This is a genomic window from Aromatoleum buckelii, from assembly GCF_012910785.2.
Classification (GTDB): Bacteria; Pseudomonadota; Gammaproteobacteria; order Burkholderiales; family Rhodocyclaceae; genus Aromatoleum; species Aromatoleum buckelii.
In genome coordinates this window covers 1,364,652-1,379,737 of sequence record NZ_WTVH02000010.1, presented here as the reverse complement: position 1 = coordinate 1,379,737, position 15,086 = coordinate 1,364,652, and the positions used below count along the sequence as shown (strand labels likewise).

At 62.4% G+C, this 15,086-nt stretch carries 18 protein-coding genes and 1 pseudogene; 12 read left to right on the top strand and 7 right to left on the bottom strand.

Annotated elements, in window-relative coordinates; genetic code table 11:
• Positions 1-146 precede the first annotated feature (146 nt).
• From ettA to GO608_RS17170, 4 genes are read left to right on the top strand one after another with little or no spacing between them, the layout of a single operon-like run.
• The gene (gene ettA, locus GO608_RS17185) at positions 147-1,811 is read left to right on the top strand and encodes an energy-dependent translational throttle protein EttA (protein WP_169197649.1); all 1,665 of its coding nucleotides are present in this window, start codon (positions 147-149) and stop codon (positions 1,809-1,811) included.
• Between the two features lie 27 nt (positions 1,812-1,838).
• Positions 1,839-2,819, top strand: a complete 981-nt coding sequence (locus GO608_RS17180; RefSeq protein WP_169197650.1) for an MBL fold metallo-hydrolase — start codon at positions 1,839-1,841, stop codon at positions 2,817-2,819.
• 25 nt (positions 2,820-2,844) lie between these two features.
• On the top strand, positions 2,845-3,042 hold the full coding sequence (locus tag GO608_RS17175; RefSeq protein ID WP_169197651.1) for a hypothetical protein: 198 nt from the start codon (positions 2,845-2,847) through the stop codon (positions 3,040-3,042).
• A gap of 16 nt (positions 3,043-3,058) precedes the next feature.
• Positions 3,059-3,703, top strand: a complete 645-nt coding sequence (locus GO608_RS17170) for a class I SAM-dependent methyltransferase (protein ID WP_169197652.1) — start codon at positions 3,059-3,061, stop codon at positions 3,701-3,703.
• A 24-nt stretch (positions 3,704-3,727) separates the two neighbouring features.
• On the opposite strand, the gene GO608_RS17165 is transcribed toward GO608_RS17170, so the two are convergent.
• Positions 3,728-5,071 (bottom strand): cation:proton antiporter, encoded by a 1,344-nt coding sequence (locus GO608_RS17165; protein WP_211159266.1) that lies wholly within the window; start codon positions 5,069-5,071, stop codon positions 3,728-3,730.
• A gap of 221 nt (positions 5,072-5,292) precedes the next feature.
• Between GO608_RS17165 and GO608_RS17160 the strand changes: the two genes are divergently transcribed.
• The 3 genes from GO608_RS17160 (at position 5,293) to GO608_RS17150 (ending at position 9,022) form a co-directional block, all read left to right on the top strand.
• The gene (locus GO608_RS17160; RefSeq protein WP_247003261.1) at positions 5,293-7,437 is read left to right on the top strand and encodes a TonB-dependent receptor family protein; all 2,145 of its coding nucleotides are present in this window, start codon (positions 5,293-5,295) and stop codon (positions 7,435-7,437) included.
• A 186-nt stretch (positions 7,438-7,623) separates the two neighbouring features.
• Positions 7,624-7,893 (top strand): MoaD/ThiS family protein, encoded by a 270-nt coding sequence (locus GO608_RS17155; protein ID WP_169200582.1) that lies wholly within the window; start codon positions 7,624-7,626, stop codon positions 7,891-7,893.
• A gap of 22 nt (positions 7,894-7,915) precedes the next feature.
• Positions 7,916-9,022 (top strand): WD40/YVTN/BNR-like repeat-containing protein, encoded by a 1,107-nt coding sequence (locus GO608_RS17150; protein ID WP_169200583.1) that lies wholly within the window; start codon positions 7,916-7,918, stop codon positions 9,020-9,022.
• An 86-nt stretch (positions 9,023-9,108) separates the two neighbouring features.
• Here the strand turns inward: GO608_RS17150 and GO608_RS19555 are convergent, their stop codons facing one another.
• The 4 genes from GO608_RS19555 to GO608_RS19720 form a co-directional block, all read right to left on the bottom strand.
• A complete protein-coding gene (locus GO608_RS19555; RefSeq protein ID WP_280516166.1) occupies positions 9,109-9,231 on the bottom strand; it encodes a hypothetical protein in 123 nt (40 codons plus the stop codon).
• Positions 9,232-9,374: 143 nt separating this feature from the next.
• Positions 9,375-9,605 carry a VF530 family protein gene (locus GO608_RS17145; RefSeq protein WP_169200584.1) on the bottom strand — a complete coding sequence of 77 codons (231 nt, stop codon included), beginning with the start codon at positions 9,603-9,605 and terminating at the stop codon, positions 9,375-9,377.
• Positions 9,602-10,087 (bottom strand): acyl-CoA thioesterase, encoded by a 486-nt coding sequence (locus GO608_RS17140; protein ID WP_169200585.1) that lies wholly within the window; start codon positions 10,085-10,087, stop codon positions 9,602-9,604. The genes GO608_RS17145 and GO608_RS17140 overlap by 4 nt, the downstream gene beginning before the upstream one ends.
• A gap of 242 nt (positions 10,088-10,329) precedes the next feature.
• The gene (locus GO608_RS19720; RefSeq protein WP_425532315.1) at positions 10,330-10,548 is read right to left on the bottom strand and encodes a site-specific integrase; all 219 of its coding nucleotides are present in this window, start codon (positions 10,546-10,548) and stop codon (positions 10,330-10,332) included.
• On the opposite strand from GO608_RS19720, the gene GO608_RS17135 reads away from it, so the two are divergent.
• The 3 genes from GO608_RS17135 to GO608_RS19715 all read left to right on the top strand — a co-directional run bounded on the left by GO608_RS17135 (position 10,492) and on the right by GO608_RS19715 (position 11,075).
• Positions 10,492-10,665: a hypothetical protein gene (locus tag GO608_RS17135; protein WP_247003259.1), complete on the top strand. Its 174-nt coding sequence runs from the start codon at positions 10,492-10,494 to the stop codon at positions 10,663-10,665. The genes GO608_RS19720 and GO608_RS17135 overlap by 57 nt on opposite strands.
• Positions 10,666-10,801: 136 nt before the next feature.
• Positions 10,802-10,930, top strand: coding sequence for a DUF2158 domain-containing protein (locus GO608_RS17130; protein ID WP_169200587.1), 129 nt, complete (start codon positions 10,802-10,804; stop codon positions 10,928-10,930).
• Positions 10,931-10,958: 28 nt separating this feature from the next.
• Positions 10,959-11,075: a DUF6953 family protein gene (locus tag GO608_RS19715; RefSeq protein WP_425532308.1), complete on the top strand. Its 117-nt coding sequence runs from the start codon at positions 10,959-10,961 to the stop codon at positions 11,073-11,075.
• A 133-nt stretch (positions 11,076-11,208) separates the two neighbouring features.
• On the opposite strand, the gene GO608_RS17125 is transcribed toward GO608_RS19715, so the two are convergent.
• On the bottom strand, positions 11,209-12,246 hold the full coding sequence (locus tag GO608_RS17125; RefSeq protein ID WP_247002679.1) for an IS5 family transposase: 1,038 nt from the start codon (positions 12,244-12,246) through the stop codon (positions 11,209-11,211).
• Positions 12,247-12,320: 74 nt separating this feature from the next.
• Positions 12,321-13,181 (bottom strand): annotated as a pseudogene (locus GO608_RS17120) (IS5 family transposase); the annotation flags it as partial.
• Here GO608_RS17120 and GO608_RS17115 point away from each other — a divergent pair.
• Entirely contained in the window at positions 13,162-14,346 is a 1,185-nt protein-coding gene (locus tag GO608_RS17115) for a DarT ssDNA thymidine ADP-ribosyltransferase family protein (protein ID WP_247003257.1), read from the top strand. The pseudogene GO608_RS17120 and the gene GO608_RS17115 sit on opposite strands and share 20 nt — an antisense overlap.
• Entirely contained in the window at positions 14,300-15,040 is a 741-nt protein-coding gene (locus GO608_RS17110; RefSeq protein WP_425532307.1) for a DarT1-associated NADAR antitoxin family protein, read from the top strand. The genes GO608_RS17115 and GO608_RS17110 overlap by 47 nt, the downstream gene beginning before the upstream one ends.
• Positions 15,041-15,086: the final 46 nt, after the last annotated feature.

Below are 15,086 nucleotides of genomic sequence, written 5' to 3'. Positions count from 1 at the left end.
CCTGGGCAGAAAGGACCGAGAGTTGGACGGAGCCACTTCTGCTTCGTCGCGAGGTCGGGCACGGCGGCTCCGGAAGAGCAACGCGGTACAGCCTTGCGGTATCCTTCGCGGTCTTACCATTCCTGTTACCCGGACTCCCACTGCCCATGGCCCAATATGTAATGTCGATGCTCCGTGTGAGCAAGATCGTGCCGCCGAAACGGCAGATCATCAAGGATATCTCCCTCTCGTTCTTTCCCGGCGCAAAAATCGGCCTGCTCGGCCTGAACGGTTCCGGCAAGTCCACGGTGCTGCGCATCATGGCGGGCGTCGACAAGGAATACGACGGCGAGGTGCAACACCTGCCGGGCATCCGCCTCGGCTACCTGGCGCAGGAGCCGCAGCTCGACGCGGCGAAGACGGTGAAGGAAGAAGTCGAATCCGGCCTCGGCGAAATCCTCGAAGCGCGCCAGAAGCTCGACGCGATCTACGCCGCGTACGCCGAGCCGGACGCCGACTTCGACAAGCTCGCCGAAGAACAGGCCAAGTACGAGAACATCCTGGCGACCGCGGGCGCCGACATCGAGACGCAGATGGAAATTGCCGCCGACGCGCTGCGCCTGCCGCCTTGGGATGCCGTCATCGGCAAGCTCTCCGGCGGCGAAAAGCGCCGCGTCGCGCTGTGCAAGCTGCTGCTGTCGCGGCCCGACATGCTGCTGCTCGACGAGCCGACGAACCACCTCGACGCCGAATCGGTCGAGTGGCTCGAGCAATTCCTCACGCGCTTCCCCGGCACCGTCGTTGCCGTCACGCACGACCGCTACTTCCTCGATAACGCGGCCGAATGGATCCTCGAACTCGACCGCGGCCACGGCATCCCGTGGAAAGGCAACTACTCGAGCTGGCTCGAGCAAAAAGGCGAGCGCCTCGCGCAGGAAAGCAAGCAGGAAGCTGCCCACCAGAAGGCGATGAAGACCGAACTGGAATGGGCGCGCTCGAACCCGAAGGCGCGCCAGGCCAAATCGAAGGCACGGCTCGCGCGCTACGAGGAAATGACGACCGTCGAATACCAGAAACGCAACGAGACCCAGGAAATCTTCATTCCGCCCGGCGAGCGCCTGGGCAGCAAAGTCATCGAATTCAACGGCGTATCGAAAGCGTTCGGCGACAAGCTGCTGATGGACAACGTCAGCTTCAGCATCCCGCCCGGCGCGATCGTCGGCGTCATCGGCCCGAACGGCGCCGGCAAGTCGACGCTGTTCAAGATGATCGAAGGCCGCGACAAGCCGGACGCCGGCGAAGTCGTCGTCGGGCCGACGGTCAAGATCGCCGCCGTCGACCAGACCCGCGAAGGCCTCGCGAACGACAAGACGGTGTTCGAGGCGGTCTCGGACGGCGCCGACGTGCTCACCGTCGGCCGCTTCGAAATGCCGAGCCGCGCTTATATCGGTCGCTTCAACTTCAAGGGCGGCGACCAGCAGAAGATCGTCGGCAACCTGTCCGGCGGCGAGCGCGGGCGGCTGCATCTGGCCAAGACGCTGATTGCCGGCGGCAACGTGCTGCTGCTGGACGAACCGTCCAACGACCTCGACGTCGAGACCCTGCGCGCCCTCGAAGACGCGCTGCTCGAATTCGCCGGCTGCGCGCTCGTCATTTCCCACGACCGCTGGTTCCTCGACCGCATCTGCACGCACATCCTGTCGGCCGAAGGCGACTCGCAATGGACGTTCTTCGCCGGCAACTATCAGGAATACGAAGACGACAAGAAGAAACGCCTCGGCGAGGAAGGCGCGAAGCCCAAGCGCATCCGCTACAAGCCGATCAGCCGCTGAACGATTTATCACCGGGAGCCCTACAAGATGAAAAAAACCTTCAAGTGGATGCTTGCTTTTTGCGGCACCCTCGCCGTCCTCGCGCCGGTCGCGCCCGCGCACGCCGAAGCACCGATGGTCAAGACCCAGGTGCCGGGCTACTACCGCACGATGCTCGGGCAGTTCGAGATCACCGCGCTTTATGACGGCGCGATCGAACTCGACCCGCAACTGCTGAAGAACGTGAAGGAACAGGAACTCGAGCGGCTGCTGTCACGGATGTTCGTCGAGGGGCCGAAAATGCAGACTGCGGTGAATGCCTACCTGATCAACACCGGCAGCAATCTCGTGCTCGTCGATGCCGGCGCCGCGAAGCTGTTCGGGCCGGGGCTGGGGCACATCGTCGGCAACATGCGTGCGGCCGGCTACGATCCGGCGCAGGTCGACACCGTGATCGTCACGCACCTGCATGGCGACCACATCGGCGGCCTCGGGGATTCCGCCGGCCAGATGATGTTTCCGAACGCGACGATCCTTGTCGCGCAGACCGACAACGATTTCTGGCTGTCGCCGCAAACGGCCGCCGAGGCGCCTGCCGAGATACAGCCGTTCTTCAAGATGGCCGTCGATGCCGCCGCACCGTACCAGGCCCGCGGACAATGGAAAACCTTCGCCGAAGGCAGCGACGTGGTCCCCGGCATCCGCGCCGTGAAAGCATATGGCCACACGCCGGGGCACACCGCGTACTCGGTCGAGTCCAATGGCGAGAAGCTGCTGATCTGGGGCGACGTCGTGCATTCGCATGCGGTGCAGTTCGCCCGGCCCGAAGTCGCATTCGAGTTCGACGTCGACAAGGCGCAGGCGGTGGCGACGAGGAAGAGCCTGATGTATTCGCTGGCGGCGACGAAGACGCTGGTCGCGGGCATGCACCTGCCGTTCCCGGGCATCGGCCATGTGCGTGCCGACGGCAAAGGGATCTACAGCTGGGTTCCCGCGGAATTCGCGCCGTTGCCGCCGGCCGCGCAGTGATGCCGCCCGATTGGGGAAACGCGAAATGACCTACGAAGAACACCTGGACGAAGTCACGACGCTGATCACCGAGAAATACGACGTCGAAGACGACGAGGCGATCCGCATGACGATGCGCGCGCAAGCCGACGATTTCTTCAGCGGGCACGACGACGATCCGTCGCTGTGCACGCTGGATCGCGCGCACCAGGACGCCGTGGCGGTGTACCGGAAGTATCGTTGAAGCGGGAGCGGCGGCAATGAGCGACCCGGAGAAGCCTTTTGGCGGCGCGCCCGCGCTGCCCGAGGCGGCGGCACGAACGCTCGCGCATTACGAGCGCAATGCCGCGGCGTACTGGTCGGGCACGCGCGATCACGACGTCAGCCAGAACCTCGCGGCGCTGCTGAACGCGATCGAAGGCGAGCCGCCGTATTCGATCCTCGATTTCGGCTGCGGACCGGGGCGTGACCTGCTGCGCCTGCGTCGGCTCGGCCACGAGGCCGTCGGCCTCGACGGCACGAAGGAGTTCGTGGCGATGGCGCGGGCCTATTCAGGATGCGAAGTCCTGCATCAGGATTTCCTCGCGCTGGATCTGCCCGCGGACCGCTTCGACGGCGTGTTCGCGAACGCCTCGCTGTTCCACGTCCCCAGCGCCGCGCTGCCGGAGGTGCTGCGCAAGCTGCACGCCACGCTCAAGCCGCGTGGCGTGCTGTTCTCGTCGAATCCGCGCGGCAACAACGAGGAAGGCTTCAACGGCGAGCGCTACGGCTGCTTCCACGACCTCGAAGCCTGGCGCACTCATGTCGGCGCCGCCGGCTTCACCGAGATCGAGCATTACTACCGGCCGCCCGGCCTGCCGCGCGACCAGCAGCCGTGGCTCGCGACCGTGTGGCGCAAGTCCTAAATCACCTGCTGAATCACCCCTGAATCACCCGGCCCCGGCGCCACGCCGGTGCGTGCCGAGCGCTGCCGGCCGTCCCGCCGGCCAGAAACGCTCCATCAACGGCTTGACGCTGGTGCCGTGGAAGATCACCGACAGCGTCACGACGATCAGCGTCATGTGGATCAGCTCCAGCGCGACATCTTTCGGCAGGCCGTGCTGGATCGCATACATCAGGTAATACAGCGAACCGATGCCGCGCACGCCGAACCAGCCGGCCAGCCCGCGGATGCGCCACGGCGTGCGCGTGCCGATCAGGCCGATCATCACGCTCACCGGCCGCGCGACGAGGAACAGGAACAGCGCCATGCCGACGGCGCGCCAGCTCCACGAGTCGACGAACAGCGTCCCGCCGATGAGCAGGATCAGCAGCAGTTCGGAGAGGCGCTCGAGATGCTCCTTGAAGATCAGCGACCCCTCGCTGAGCGTCGGCGCCTCATGAACCCGCGCCGCATGCGCACCGCCGTCTGCCGTCTGCAGGCGGTCCGCCTTGTCGGGCGCGGCGCCCGCGAGCTTGCGTTCGGTCTGCCGCAACGCGACGGCGGCGAAGAACACTGCGAGGAAGCCCCACGCGCTCGCCATGACGCTCAAGCCATACACGATTCCGATGAGCCCGAGGCCGAGAAAATCGTCGAGCAACCCGTGGGCTGCGCCAGCGCGGCGCAGGCGAGCCACCACATGGGCCATCGTCACGCCGCAGGCGACGCCGATCGCGAGCCCCGCGACGGTCGCCCACACCACGTCGACGAGCGCCCAGCGCAGCCCGAAGTCACCCAGCTCGTGCAGGCCGAGCAGGCCGAGGCCGAGCATAACGAACGGAAACGCGCTGCCGTCGTTCATCCCCGCCTCGCAGGTCAGCGTGAAGCGCAGCCGGTCCCGGTCGCCCGGATGGCGCGTCTGCACATCGGTTGCGAGCACCGGATCGGTCGGAGCGAGGATCGCGCCGAGCAGCACTGCGGCGCCCAGCGGCAGCCCGAGTGCGTAATGTCCGAACGCCGCGACCAGGCCCACGGTCACGGCCATCGACGCGAATGCCAGCAGGATCGGCGCTCGCCAGCGCGCGAGGCTCACCGGCACCGGCATCTTTACGCCCGCCGCATAGAGCGAGATCAGCACTGCCGCTTCGGTCAGCACTTCGAGCAGCGCCGATTCCTTGAGCGGATTGAAGTGGAACAGGTTCAGCACCGTCGGGCCCACGATCAGGCCGACGGCGAGATAGATGATCGCCGCGGTCACCGGCAGGCGCCGGATCATCGACGAGGTGAGGCCCCTGACGAGCAGCAGCCCGCCGACCAGCAGGAACCATTGCGCATTGGTCAGTCCGTTATCCATTGCAGATGCTCTTCCCTTCTCGTTGAGCCAATCGCCCTGCGCTTGCGCCCGGTCGATCGGCATTTATTTTGGAAGGCGAAAGTATCTACGAATAAGCGGGTAGCCGCGCTACCGTTTCCTGCTGTTACGGGGGGAAACGACCTGCAACGCGCGCCCGAACGGAAAATCCCGTCCGAAATTCCCGTACAGTGCCCGTGCGATGCCCCTGAGGACACCGACCGATGAATCACCGTTCGACGCCCCACGACAAGCCTCCCCGCCCCCGCCCCCGCCTGCGTCGCGTCGCGCTGGCGCTGCTCGCCGGCTTGTGCGCAGCGCCGATTTTCGCTGCCGACCCGGCGCCGGTCCTGAATCCGGTCGTCGTCACCGGCAGCCGCGTCGAGGCCGAGAGCTTCGACCTGCCGTTTTCCGTCGATGTCGTCGACATGGCCAGGGTCCGGGCAGGAAACCTCGGCGTCAACGCCTCCGAAGCACTGGCCGGCATTCCCGGACTCGTTGTGCAAAACCGCCAGAACTACGCCCAGGACCTGCAGATCTCGATCCGCGGCTTCGGCGCCCGCTCCGCTTTCGGCGTGCGCGGCGTGAAGCTCATCGCCGACGGCATCCCGGCGAGCAATCCCGACGGGCAGGGCCAGGCCGCAACTTTCAATCTCGACGTCGCGGAGCGCATCGAAGTGCTGCGCGGCCCGTTCTCGACGATCTACGGCAACCACGCGGGCGGTGTGATCCAGCTCTTTTCGCGTGACCCGAAAGGCGCGCCGAGCTTGCGCGGCGGCGCGCTTGCCGGCTCCTGGGGCACGACGCGGATCGGAGTGGGCAGCGAAGGCGAGAAGGACAGCGTCGGCTACCTGCTCGATGCGTCGCGCTTCGACACCGACGGCTATCGCGACCACAGCGCGGCGACGCGCGAGCAGGCGTTCGCGAAGCTGAACTTCGCGCCGGATGCCGACAGCCGGCTGACGCTGACCGCGAGCGGCCTGCGCCAGCACGATACCGAGGACCCGCTGGGCCTGACGTGGGCGACTTACCGGCGCGACCCGCGCGCAGCCGAACCGGTCGCCGAAACATTCGACACACGCAAGAGCATCGACCACCTCCAGGGCGGCGCGACTTACGAGCGGCGCTTCGGCGACGACCGCCTGCAGCTTGTCGCCTATGCCGGGCAGCGCAGCGTCACGCAGTACCAGTCGATCCCGGCCGGCCCGCAGGCCAATCCGCGGCATTCCGGCGGCGTCATCGATTTCGACCGCAGCTTCCACGGCGTCGGCGCACGCTGGATCGGCCGGCGCGAGCTCGGACCGGGCAAGCTGACTGTCACCGCAGGCATCGACGTCGACCGCTCCGAGGACGACCGCCAGGGTTTCGAGAACTTCATCGGCACGACCCTCGGGGTCAAAGGCCGGCTACGCCGCGACGAGATGGACACCGTCACGAGCATCGACCCGTACGTGCAGACCGCGTGGGAACAGGGGGCGTGGCAATGGACCGCGGGGCTGCGCCACAGCCGCGTGAAATTCGACATCGATGACGACTACCTCGCGAACGGCGACGACAGCGGCGCGCTTACCTTCCGCGAGACGACTCCGGCGCTCGGCGTTGTCTACAAGCTGAGCCCGGCGCTCAATTTTTACGGCAGCGCGGCGCGTGGCTTCGAGACCCCGACGATGACCGAACTCGCGTATTCGGGTGCGGGTGGCGCCGCGGGCTTCAATTTCGGCCTCGAGCCCGCAACCAGCACGCAGCTCGAACTGGGCGTGAAGGCTTTCGTCGGCGACAACACGCGGCTCAACGCCGCGATGTTTCAGGTGCGCACCGACGACGAACTGGTCGTCGAGAGCAGTTCCGGCGGACGCACCGTGTTCAAGAACGCCGGCACGACGCTGCGCCGGGGCGTCGAGCTCGCGCTCGACAGCGAATTTTCCCCGGACTGGCGCGGCCGGCTCAGCGTGACACGGCTGCGGGCGATCTACGACGAAACTTTCGTGACCGGCAGCGGCGCCGCGGCGAAGACGATTGCCGACGGCAGGCGCCTGCCCGGAATTCCTGCGTTGTCGGCTTACGCCGAACTCAAATGGACTCCCGTCGACGGAGTCGCCACGGCACTCGAGGCGCTCTATCGCAGCAAGGTATACGTCGAGGACACCAACACCGAGCGCGCCGCACCGGCCCACGCGCTGGTGAACCTGCGCTTCACCGCGGAACAGAAATCCGGCTCGTGGACGTTCAACGAGATGCTGCGGCTCGACAACCTGTTCGATCGCGAGCACGTCGCCTCGGTGATCGTCGGCGACGGCAACGGCCGGTTCTACGAACCCGGCCCGGAGCGCAGCTGGTACGCCGGCGTGCGGGCCAGCTATCGGTTCTGAAGGATCAGCTCATCCGTCTGAGCTTGCGATACAGCGTGTTGCGGCTGACGCCAGACGCCGTGCCGTGGCCGAGACGTTCCCGCCCATCCCGGGCAGGACGTCATGCGACGCACGGATTGCTGGTCTAGACTGGGGAAGGCCATGACATGCCATTCGCTGCCCGGCCGCCGTTCCGAGTGATGAATCATGCCGCGAATCGTCTTCGCTCCCGCGATCCAGCGTCACCAGCCCTGCCCGCCGCTGCACGTCGCCGGCAGCACGGTCAACGGCGCGCTCGCGGCCGCGTTCGCCGAAAAGCCGCAGATGCGTGACTACATTCTCGACGAGCAGGGAACGCTGCGTCGCCATGTTGCGATCTTCGTCGATGGCCGAGTCGTGAAGGACCGCCTGCACCTCACCGATCCTGCCGGTGAGAACGCGGAAATCTACGTCGTGCAGGCGCTGTCGGGCGGCTGAAAGGCCGCAAAAGGAGGCATCGATGACCGACCGACTGTTCGTCGCCACACGCAAGGGGCTGTTCGTGTTCGACCGCCATCCGCATGCGAGCCCGCACTGGCTGCCCGAAGCGCACGTCCATTTCCTCGGCGACCCGGTCACGATGGTGCTCGCCGACCCGCGCGACGGCACCTGGCATGCGGCACTGAACCTCGGGCACTTCGGCGTCAAGATGCGCCGCTCGCATGACGCCGGGCGCAGCTGGGATGAAAGCCCGGTGCCCGCCTACCCGCCCAAACCCGCGACAGCCGCCGACGAGGCCGACGCCGCCTGGTCGCTCGCCCAGGTGTGGGCGCTCGAAGCGGCCGGCGCCGACCAGCCCGGCGTGCTGTGGGCCGGAACGATCCCCGGCGGGCTGTTTCACTCGGCCGACGGCGGCGATTCCTGGACGCTGGTGCGGTCGTTGTGGGATCGCCCGGAACGCCGCGAATGGTTCGGCGGCGGCTACGACCACCCCGGCATCCACTCGATCTGCATCGACCCGCGCGACAGCCGCGTCGTGACGATCGCCGTCTCGTGCGGCGGCGTGTGGCAGACGCGCGACGGTGGCGACAGCTGGGAGTGCCGCGCGAGCGGCATGGTCGCCGACTACATGCCGGACGAACGCGGCGGTGACCCGAACATCCAGGACGTGCACCGCATGGTGCAATGCCCGTCGAATCCGGACGTGTTGTGGGCGCAGCAGCACTCTGGCATCTATCGTTCGACCGACGCCGCGGCGAGCTGGCAGCCGCTCGCGGCGCAGCCGTCGTCGTTCGGTTTCACCGTCGCGGCCCATCCGCTGGACGCCAATACCGCGTGGTTCGTGCCGGCGGAGAAAGATGCGTGCCGCGTGCCGGTCGGGGCGCACCTCGTCGTCACCCGCAGCCGCGACGGCGGCGCAAGCTTCGAGCCGCTCGACCACGGACTGCCGCGGGCGCCGACGTACGACCTCGTGTATCGCCACGGGCTCGACGTCGACAACAGCGGCAGGCGGCTCGCGATGGGTTCGACGACCGGAGCACTGTGGGTGTCGGAAGACGGCGGCGAGACCTGGACGTGCCTGTCCGCGCACCTTCCGCCGATCTATTGCGTGCGCTTCGCACACTGAACCCTTCGACAGACGCGCGATCCGGGGGCAACAAAAAACCGGCTTGACGCCGGTTTTTTCGTGGTTTGCCGAAGCAAGCCGAGAGGCTATTTCTTTCCGGACTTGTCCGTCTTCGGCGCCATGATTCCGCCCGCCGCCGGCGGTTCCGGTTTTTTCGGCTGTTTCGGCTTCTTGGCCTCTTTGTTTCCGCGTACCTGACCTTTGGCCATTGTGTTTCTCCTTGCAATGCGTGCGCCGTGAAAGGCGCCGTCACCGCCTTGTTGCCGTTACTGGGTGGCCCCGCCGGCGATACTTGCGAACAACCGGGAACAGGGCACGGTCATCATAGACCGTTGTGGACGCCCGCACCGGCTTATCTTCGGCGCAAGCGCAGCACGTAGAGATACAGCGACTCGACCCGCTCGCGCGCCCACGGAGTGCGGCGCAGGAACTTGAGGCTCGACGCGACGCTCGGCTCGTGCTGGAAGCAACGGATCGGGATTTCCTGCCCGAGCTCGTCCCAGCCGTAATGCGCCACCAGCTCGGTCAGCATGCGTTCGAGCGTGACGCCGTGCAGCGGATTGTTCGCTTGGGTGCCGCTCATGCTGCTGCCGGCCTCAACGCGCGCTGGCGCAGGTCGAATTCATGGCGCAATTCGCGGCGGATCTGCGCGGCGGCGTGACGCCGCAGCTCGTCGGGCGTCGTCGGGACGAGCGGCGGGACCGGGATCGAGCGGCCCTCATCGTCGACCGCGACCATCGTAAAGAAGCAGCTGTTCGCGTGGCGCACGACCTTTTCGCGGATGTTCTCGGCCAGCACCTTGATGCCGACTTCCATCGACGTCTTGCCGGTGTAATTGACCGACGCGAGAAAGCTCACGAGCTCCCCGACGTGGATCGGCTGGCGGAACATCACCTGATCCACCGACAGCGTCACGACATAGTGGCCGGCGTAGCGGCTCGCACACGCATAGGCGACCTGGTCGAGCAGCTTGAGGATCGTGCCGCCATGGACGTTACCGGAAAAATTGGCCATGTCCGGCGTCATCAGCACGGTCATCGCGAGTTGGTGGTTGGGCAGATGCATCGACTCTCCTGCAGGGTTCAAAGGCGGTGGAGTACGCGCCGCCCGAGGACCGCGGACGGAAACGGAAGGTTTCGGCGGGACAAAATCGGCTGGACGCGCGAACGATCCGCGTTCGCGGCAGTTTCTCATATCCGGCGGCGCGATGATCAGCCCCTGCGAAGGGCCATCCACCCCCGCGATCAGCCGCTGCACTTCCTCGCGCGACCTCACCGAAGATAAGCGCACCGGCCTCTTCGTCCGCGTCACCTCATCCAGCCATGGCAAGAGGCGCTCCAGCACCTCCCGGTAAACGGAATCGCCGACAAAACCTGTCCCTGTGTCGCCGCCCTCACGTCGCGCTCAGCCGCGAGCGAGGTCTGGAAAGCCCCCCTCTCCTGCTTTCCCATGTCGTTTGGATGGCGCCGATGGTGATGAATGATGTATCTTTTGACCCAGACGACATACGCCTGCTCGGTGCGCAGGCTGTAGTGCTTCAGCCGCAGCCGATCCCCGAAAAGACCGAGCAGCCATGGCGCAGTCGTACCGAGAAACCGGATGGCTTGTTCCAAGTTATTGGGCAAAATGCTTTATCGATATAAACGGCACACCTGCCAGAACAAAGGCTTGCCAGTCAGTCCCGGCTTATCCGACATGTCCAATAACATTTTTACGCCGACACTTGGCGTCGACCATACGTTGTGCCTTTCAATAATCAACTCTCAGAAGGAGATAGCAATGGCAGAGAAATTCAAAATCGGCGATATCGTTCAATTGAATTCCGGCGGACCGAAAATGTTGTTCATACAGGTTGGTTTGCTGGAAGCAAAAAGGAAGCGGGAGCGTTTCCGTTTGATGCTGTGGTGATGTATCAGGAAGAAAAGAAACCCTAATCATGACAACCACTCCTGATGATGTTGCCGAGTGGATGTTGAGCGAACTCCAACGGATGAAATACCTATACCAAGAAACCGTTGTCTGGGCACCTCGAATAACCCGAGGTTTTCAATGAACCCCGGTGCGACACGATGACCGCGACCGAATTCGGTTCAGTTCCTTCGGCAAATCACCGCTTCTTCCCGCGGTGTCGCTCAGTTTTTGCCTCGAATCGCCTCGGACATCGGCGATGCGGCCCATTTCGGGCGTCAGAAGGCCTCGATTCCGGCCTTCCTGAAATAGACCAGCCGCTTCAGGTTGTAGCAGGCAGCCATCATCGTCATCGCAAAGTTCGCCCGCGCCTGACCGATGGTGCGCAGCAGCTTGCCGCCCATCTGCTCGATGGCCCCGAACACGTGCTCGACCCGCGCACGCGTCTTGGCGATGCGTTTGTTGCGTCGCTGCTGGCACTCGGACAGCGGCTTGTTGCGCTTGCCCTTCCGCTGGATCTGGTTGCGAAAGCCGTTCTCCTTGAGCCTGGCTTCACGCTGCTCGGACGGGTAGCCCCGATCGGCATAGACATCGCGGCTCGTGTTGCGCGTGTCGAAGACGTTGTCAAAGTGCTGGCTGTCGTGCGTGCTGGCAGTATCGGTCTCGATTCGGCGGATGATCTTGTACTTCTTGTCGATGTTGATCGACAGCTTGTAGCCGAAGTAGCTCTTGCCGTGCTTCCTGGTCCAGGTCGCCTCAGTATCCTTCTGGCGCCGCTTCGCCGGGCGCCACGAGGCGGGCATTGCGCCTTGCTCGATCAGTTCCTTCTCGCCGCGGCGGTTGTGCTGCTTGGGCGCCGGCACCAGCGTCGCGTCGATGATCTGACCGCCGCGCGCGATGAACCCCTTCTTGAGCAGCTGCGTCGAGACCCCGTCGAACAAGGCCTTCGCCCCCGCTTCACCAATCCGGTTCTCGAAGGTCCACACCGTGGTGCGATCCGGAACGTTCGTCGCATTCGCCAGTCCGCAGAAGCGCTTGTAGCTCATGCGGTCGAGCAACTGGTACTCCATCTGCTCATCGGACAGGTTGTACAGACGCTTCAACACCAGGATGCGCACCATCGTCTCGGTCGGGTATGGCGGGCGCCCGCCCTGCGCACTCACGAGTCGCGGCGCAATCATATCGACCTCGGCCGCCAGCGCGGGAAAATCGATATGCGATTCGATCTCGACCAGCGGGTCACCCAGCGTGTCGATCTTCTTGCAGTGGGCATCAAAGGCAAACAGGTCGGTCTTGATGGCGCTGCGCGGTTTCATCGATGTCGGCTGTGGCGAGATTGAGGACGCTGTAATTTTACCAAGGGTGGGCGAGTCGAGGTTTTTCGAGGCGCCCGTTTGTTGCGTCGCTGCTGGCACTCGGACAGCGGCTTGTTGCGCTTGCCCTTCCGCTGGATCTGGTTGCGAAAGCCGTTCTCCTTGAGCCTGGCTTCACGCTGCTCGGACGGGTAGCCCCGATCGGCATAGACATCGCGGCTCGTGTTGCGCGTGTCGAAGACGTTGTCAAAGTGCTGGCTGTCGTGCGTGCTGGCAGTATCGGTCTCGATTCGGCGGATGATCTTGTACTTCTTGTCGATGTTGATCGACAGCTTGTAGCCGAAGTAGCTCTTGCCGTGCTTCCTGGTCCAGGTCGCCTCAGTATCCTTCTGGCGCCGCTTCGCCGGGCGCCACGAGGCGGGCATTGCGCCTTGCTCGATCAGTTCCTTCTCGCCGCGGCGGTTGTGCTGCTTGGGCGCCGGCACCAGCGTCGCGTCGATGATCTGACCGCCGCGCGCGATGAACCCCTTCTTGAGCAGCTGCGTCGAGACCCCGTCGAACAAGGCCTTCGCCCCCGCTTCACCAATCCGGTTCTCGAAGGTCCACACCGTGGTGCGATCCGGAACGTTCGTCGCATTCGCCAGTCCGCAGAAGCGCTTGTAGCTCATGCGGTCGAGCAACTGGTACTCCATCTGCTCATCGGACAGGTTGTACAGACGCTTCAACACCAGGATGCGCACCATCGTCTCGGTCGGGTATGGCGGGCGCCCGCCCTGCGCACTCACGAGTCGCGGCGCAATCATATCGACCTCGGCCGCCAGCGCGGGAAAATCGATATGCGATTCGATCTCGACCAGCGGGTCACCCAGCGTGTCGATCTTCTTGCAGTGGGCATCAAAGGCAAACAGGTCGGTCTTGATGGCGCTGCGCGGTTTCATCGATGTCGGCTGTGGCGAGATTGAGGACGCTGTAATTTTACCAAGGGTGGGCGAGTCGAGGTTTTTCGAGGCGCCCATGACATATCAAGTCCATGAAAAAATAGTTATTGAAGGAAAAATGACCTCAATGGCGTTTTGCCCGCCATTACCAAACAATGATTCGCGCATTCTGGAAGTTCCCCCAAAATTCATTAGTTCGGCTTGCTGGCGCGGATATCAGGGCACTTGGGAAATCAAAAATAGGCGGTTATTTTTAATCGGGATCGACGGTCGATATCAGTTCCGCGAAAATACCCCGATTTTTGCAGAGTGGTTTTCTGGAACACTTATAGTTCCTGAGGGAAGTATACTTGAATATGTTCACGGCGGATTTTCCACCGTTTATGAACATGAGCTACATATCACGATTAAAGATGGGAAAGCTATTGCGTTTTCCAAGATCGACAATCGATCTAAATTCGAAGACACTGAATGCTTAACAGTTAAAGACTCATCCAAATGGTTAAGTTTTTCTATGCAGCGTTTTCTTGCTTCCAGGGGCGTTGAGCACGTTGTGCACTTTACTCGCGCTGAGAACTTACCCTCAATTCTTCAGCATGGGCTATATGGACGCAACTCATTGAAAACAGCAGGTATTCAAACGGCCGTCAACGACTACTACAGGTTTGATTATTTGCCTGATGCCATTTGTTGTTCCATATCTTTCCCGAACTACAAAATGTTCTATCGGCTTCGTCAAGAAAATCCTGGTACAGATTGGGTGGTCTTGCGTGTAAAACCACAAGTGCTCTGGGAAAAGAACTGCGTCTTTTGTGTCGAGAACGCCGCAACACGAGCGGTGGCGCAGACTCCTCTACAACAACGTATTGGGTTGGATGCGCTTCAGCGTTTGTTTTCGGATATCGACACCGCGCCGCCACGCTCAGAGCTACGGATACCTGATTTCTACCCCACGCACCCTCAGGCTGAGGTTCTAATTATGGACAAAATTGAGCCGGACATGATTTTGGACGTGCTAGTGGATCAAAAGGAACGTATCCGGGATCACAAACGGTTGTCCAAAATCGTACACGATTGTGTTGGCGGCAAGGAATTCTGCTACGATAAGTCGTATTTCGATGCTCGAATGGATTACGTATATTGGCGAGGTACTCAAATTGGCTAAACGCCCAGTTTATATACCAAACAGCTCGGGAAAAATATTAGTACGAACTGAATCCGTCGAATTTAATTGGCATTCTGGCATGGCAGTGATGCAAAAGCAGAAATCAATTCGATCACTTCACGAAGCCGCTGTTGCCAAACATCTCTGTGGTAGTCCATTAGAAATTTCTAGTAAATCTGAGGTTGAGCTTGGTGTCGCGCTCAGCGCGTTCAACCTCAAGGTTACAACTCAAAAGCTGCAAAAAATTTTTACCGTTGAAACGGCGTATCAATCAAGTAAGGTGTTTGCCAATGGAGGACCTTATAAAGATCTTCTATATGGGACATCTAGGGCAGCAAAGAAAGATCCAAGAATTAGGGAATCAGGCTCTTTGAGGTATTTCGAATTTTTTGGCGAAACTTGGCCCCTAGAACCGCGCACTGCCTTCTATGATTGGCTCTATATTAATGCACTTCATAAGAACAAATGGGCGGTAGAGCAGTTGTCCGATTATGATGCATTTACAGATATTGAATTCAACCCCGAGAAGTCGATCAACTGCCAAGCCTATTCGGTTGCGCTCTATCGCTCACTTGAGGCACACAATCTTATTCGCGAGGCCACAGCAAACCGAGAGGCATATATGGACATTATTTCATCGGGGCCTGTCAATAATGCCTCTGAAAATACAGAGTTGCAGCCACGTCTGGTGTGAGAAACCTAACAAACGCTTGTAGCTGACCGTCAAACTGCTACGCTCT

Coding starts and splice junctions, on each gene's coding strand:
- ettA (WP_169197649.1), top strand. CDS start 147: ATGGCCCAATATGTAATGTCGATGCTCCGTGTGAGCAAGATCGTGCCG.
- GO608_RS17180 (WP_169197650.1), top strand. CDS start 1,839: ATGAAAAAAACCTTCAAGTGGATGCTTGCTTTTTGCGGCACCCTCGCC.
- GO608_RS17175 (WP_169197651.1), top strand. CDS start 2,845: ATGACCTACGAAGAACACCTGGACGAAGTCACGACGCTGATCACCGAG.
- GO608_RS17170 (WP_169197652.1), top strand. CDS start 3,059: ATGAGCGACCCGGAGAAGCCTTTTGGCGGCGCGCCCGCGCTGCCCGAG.
- GO608_RS17165 (WP_211159266.1), bottom strand. CDS start 5,071: ATGGATAACGGACTGACCAATGCGCAATGGTTCCTGCTGGTCGGCGGG.
- GO608_RS17160 (WP_247003261.1), top strand. CDS start 5,293: ATGAATCACCGTTCGACGCCCCACGACAAGCCTCCCCGCCCCCGCCCC.
- GO608_RS17155 (WP_169200582.1), top strand. CDS start 7,624: ATGCCGCGAATCGTCTTCGCTCCCGCGATCCAGCGTCACCAGCCCTGC.
- GO608_RS17150 (WP_169200583.1), top strand. CDS start 7,916: ATGACCGACCGACTGTTCGTCGCCACACGCAAGGGGCTGTTCGTGTTC.
- GO608_RS19555 (WP_280516166.1), bottom strand. CDS start 9,231: ATGGCCAAAGGTCAGGTACGCGGAAACAAAGAGGCCAAGAAGCCGAAA.
- GO608_RS17145 (WP_169200584.1), bottom strand. CDS start 9,605: ATGAGCGGCACCCAAGCGAACAATCCGCTGCACGGCGTCACGCTCGAA.
- GO608_RS17140 (WP_169200585.1), bottom strand. CDS start 10,087: ATGCATCTGCCCAACCACCAACTCGCGATGACCGTGCTGATGACGCCG.
- GO608_RS17135 (WP_247003259.1), top strand. CDS start 10,492: ATGGTGATGAATGATGTATCTTTTGACCCAGACGACATACGCCTGCTC.
- GO608_RS17130 (WP_169200587.1), top strand. CDS start 10,802: ATGGCAGAGAAATTCAAAATCGGCGATATCGTTCAATTGAATTCCGGC.
- GO608_RS19715 (WP_425532308.1), top strand. CDS start 10,959: ATGACAACCACTCCTGATGATGTTGCCGAGTGGATGTTGAGCGAACTC.
- GO608_RS17125 (WP_247002679.1), bottom strand. CDS start 12,246: ATGAAACCGCGCAGCGCCATCAAGACCGACCTGTTTGCCTTTGATGCC.
- GO608_RS17115 (WP_247003257.1), top strand. CDS start 13,162: ATGGCGCTGCGCGGTTTCATCGATGTCGGCTGTGGCGAGATTGAGGAC.
- GO608_RS17110 (WP_425532307.1), top strand. CDS start 14,300: ATGCTCGAATGGATTACGTATATTGGCGAGGTACTCAAATTGGCTAAA.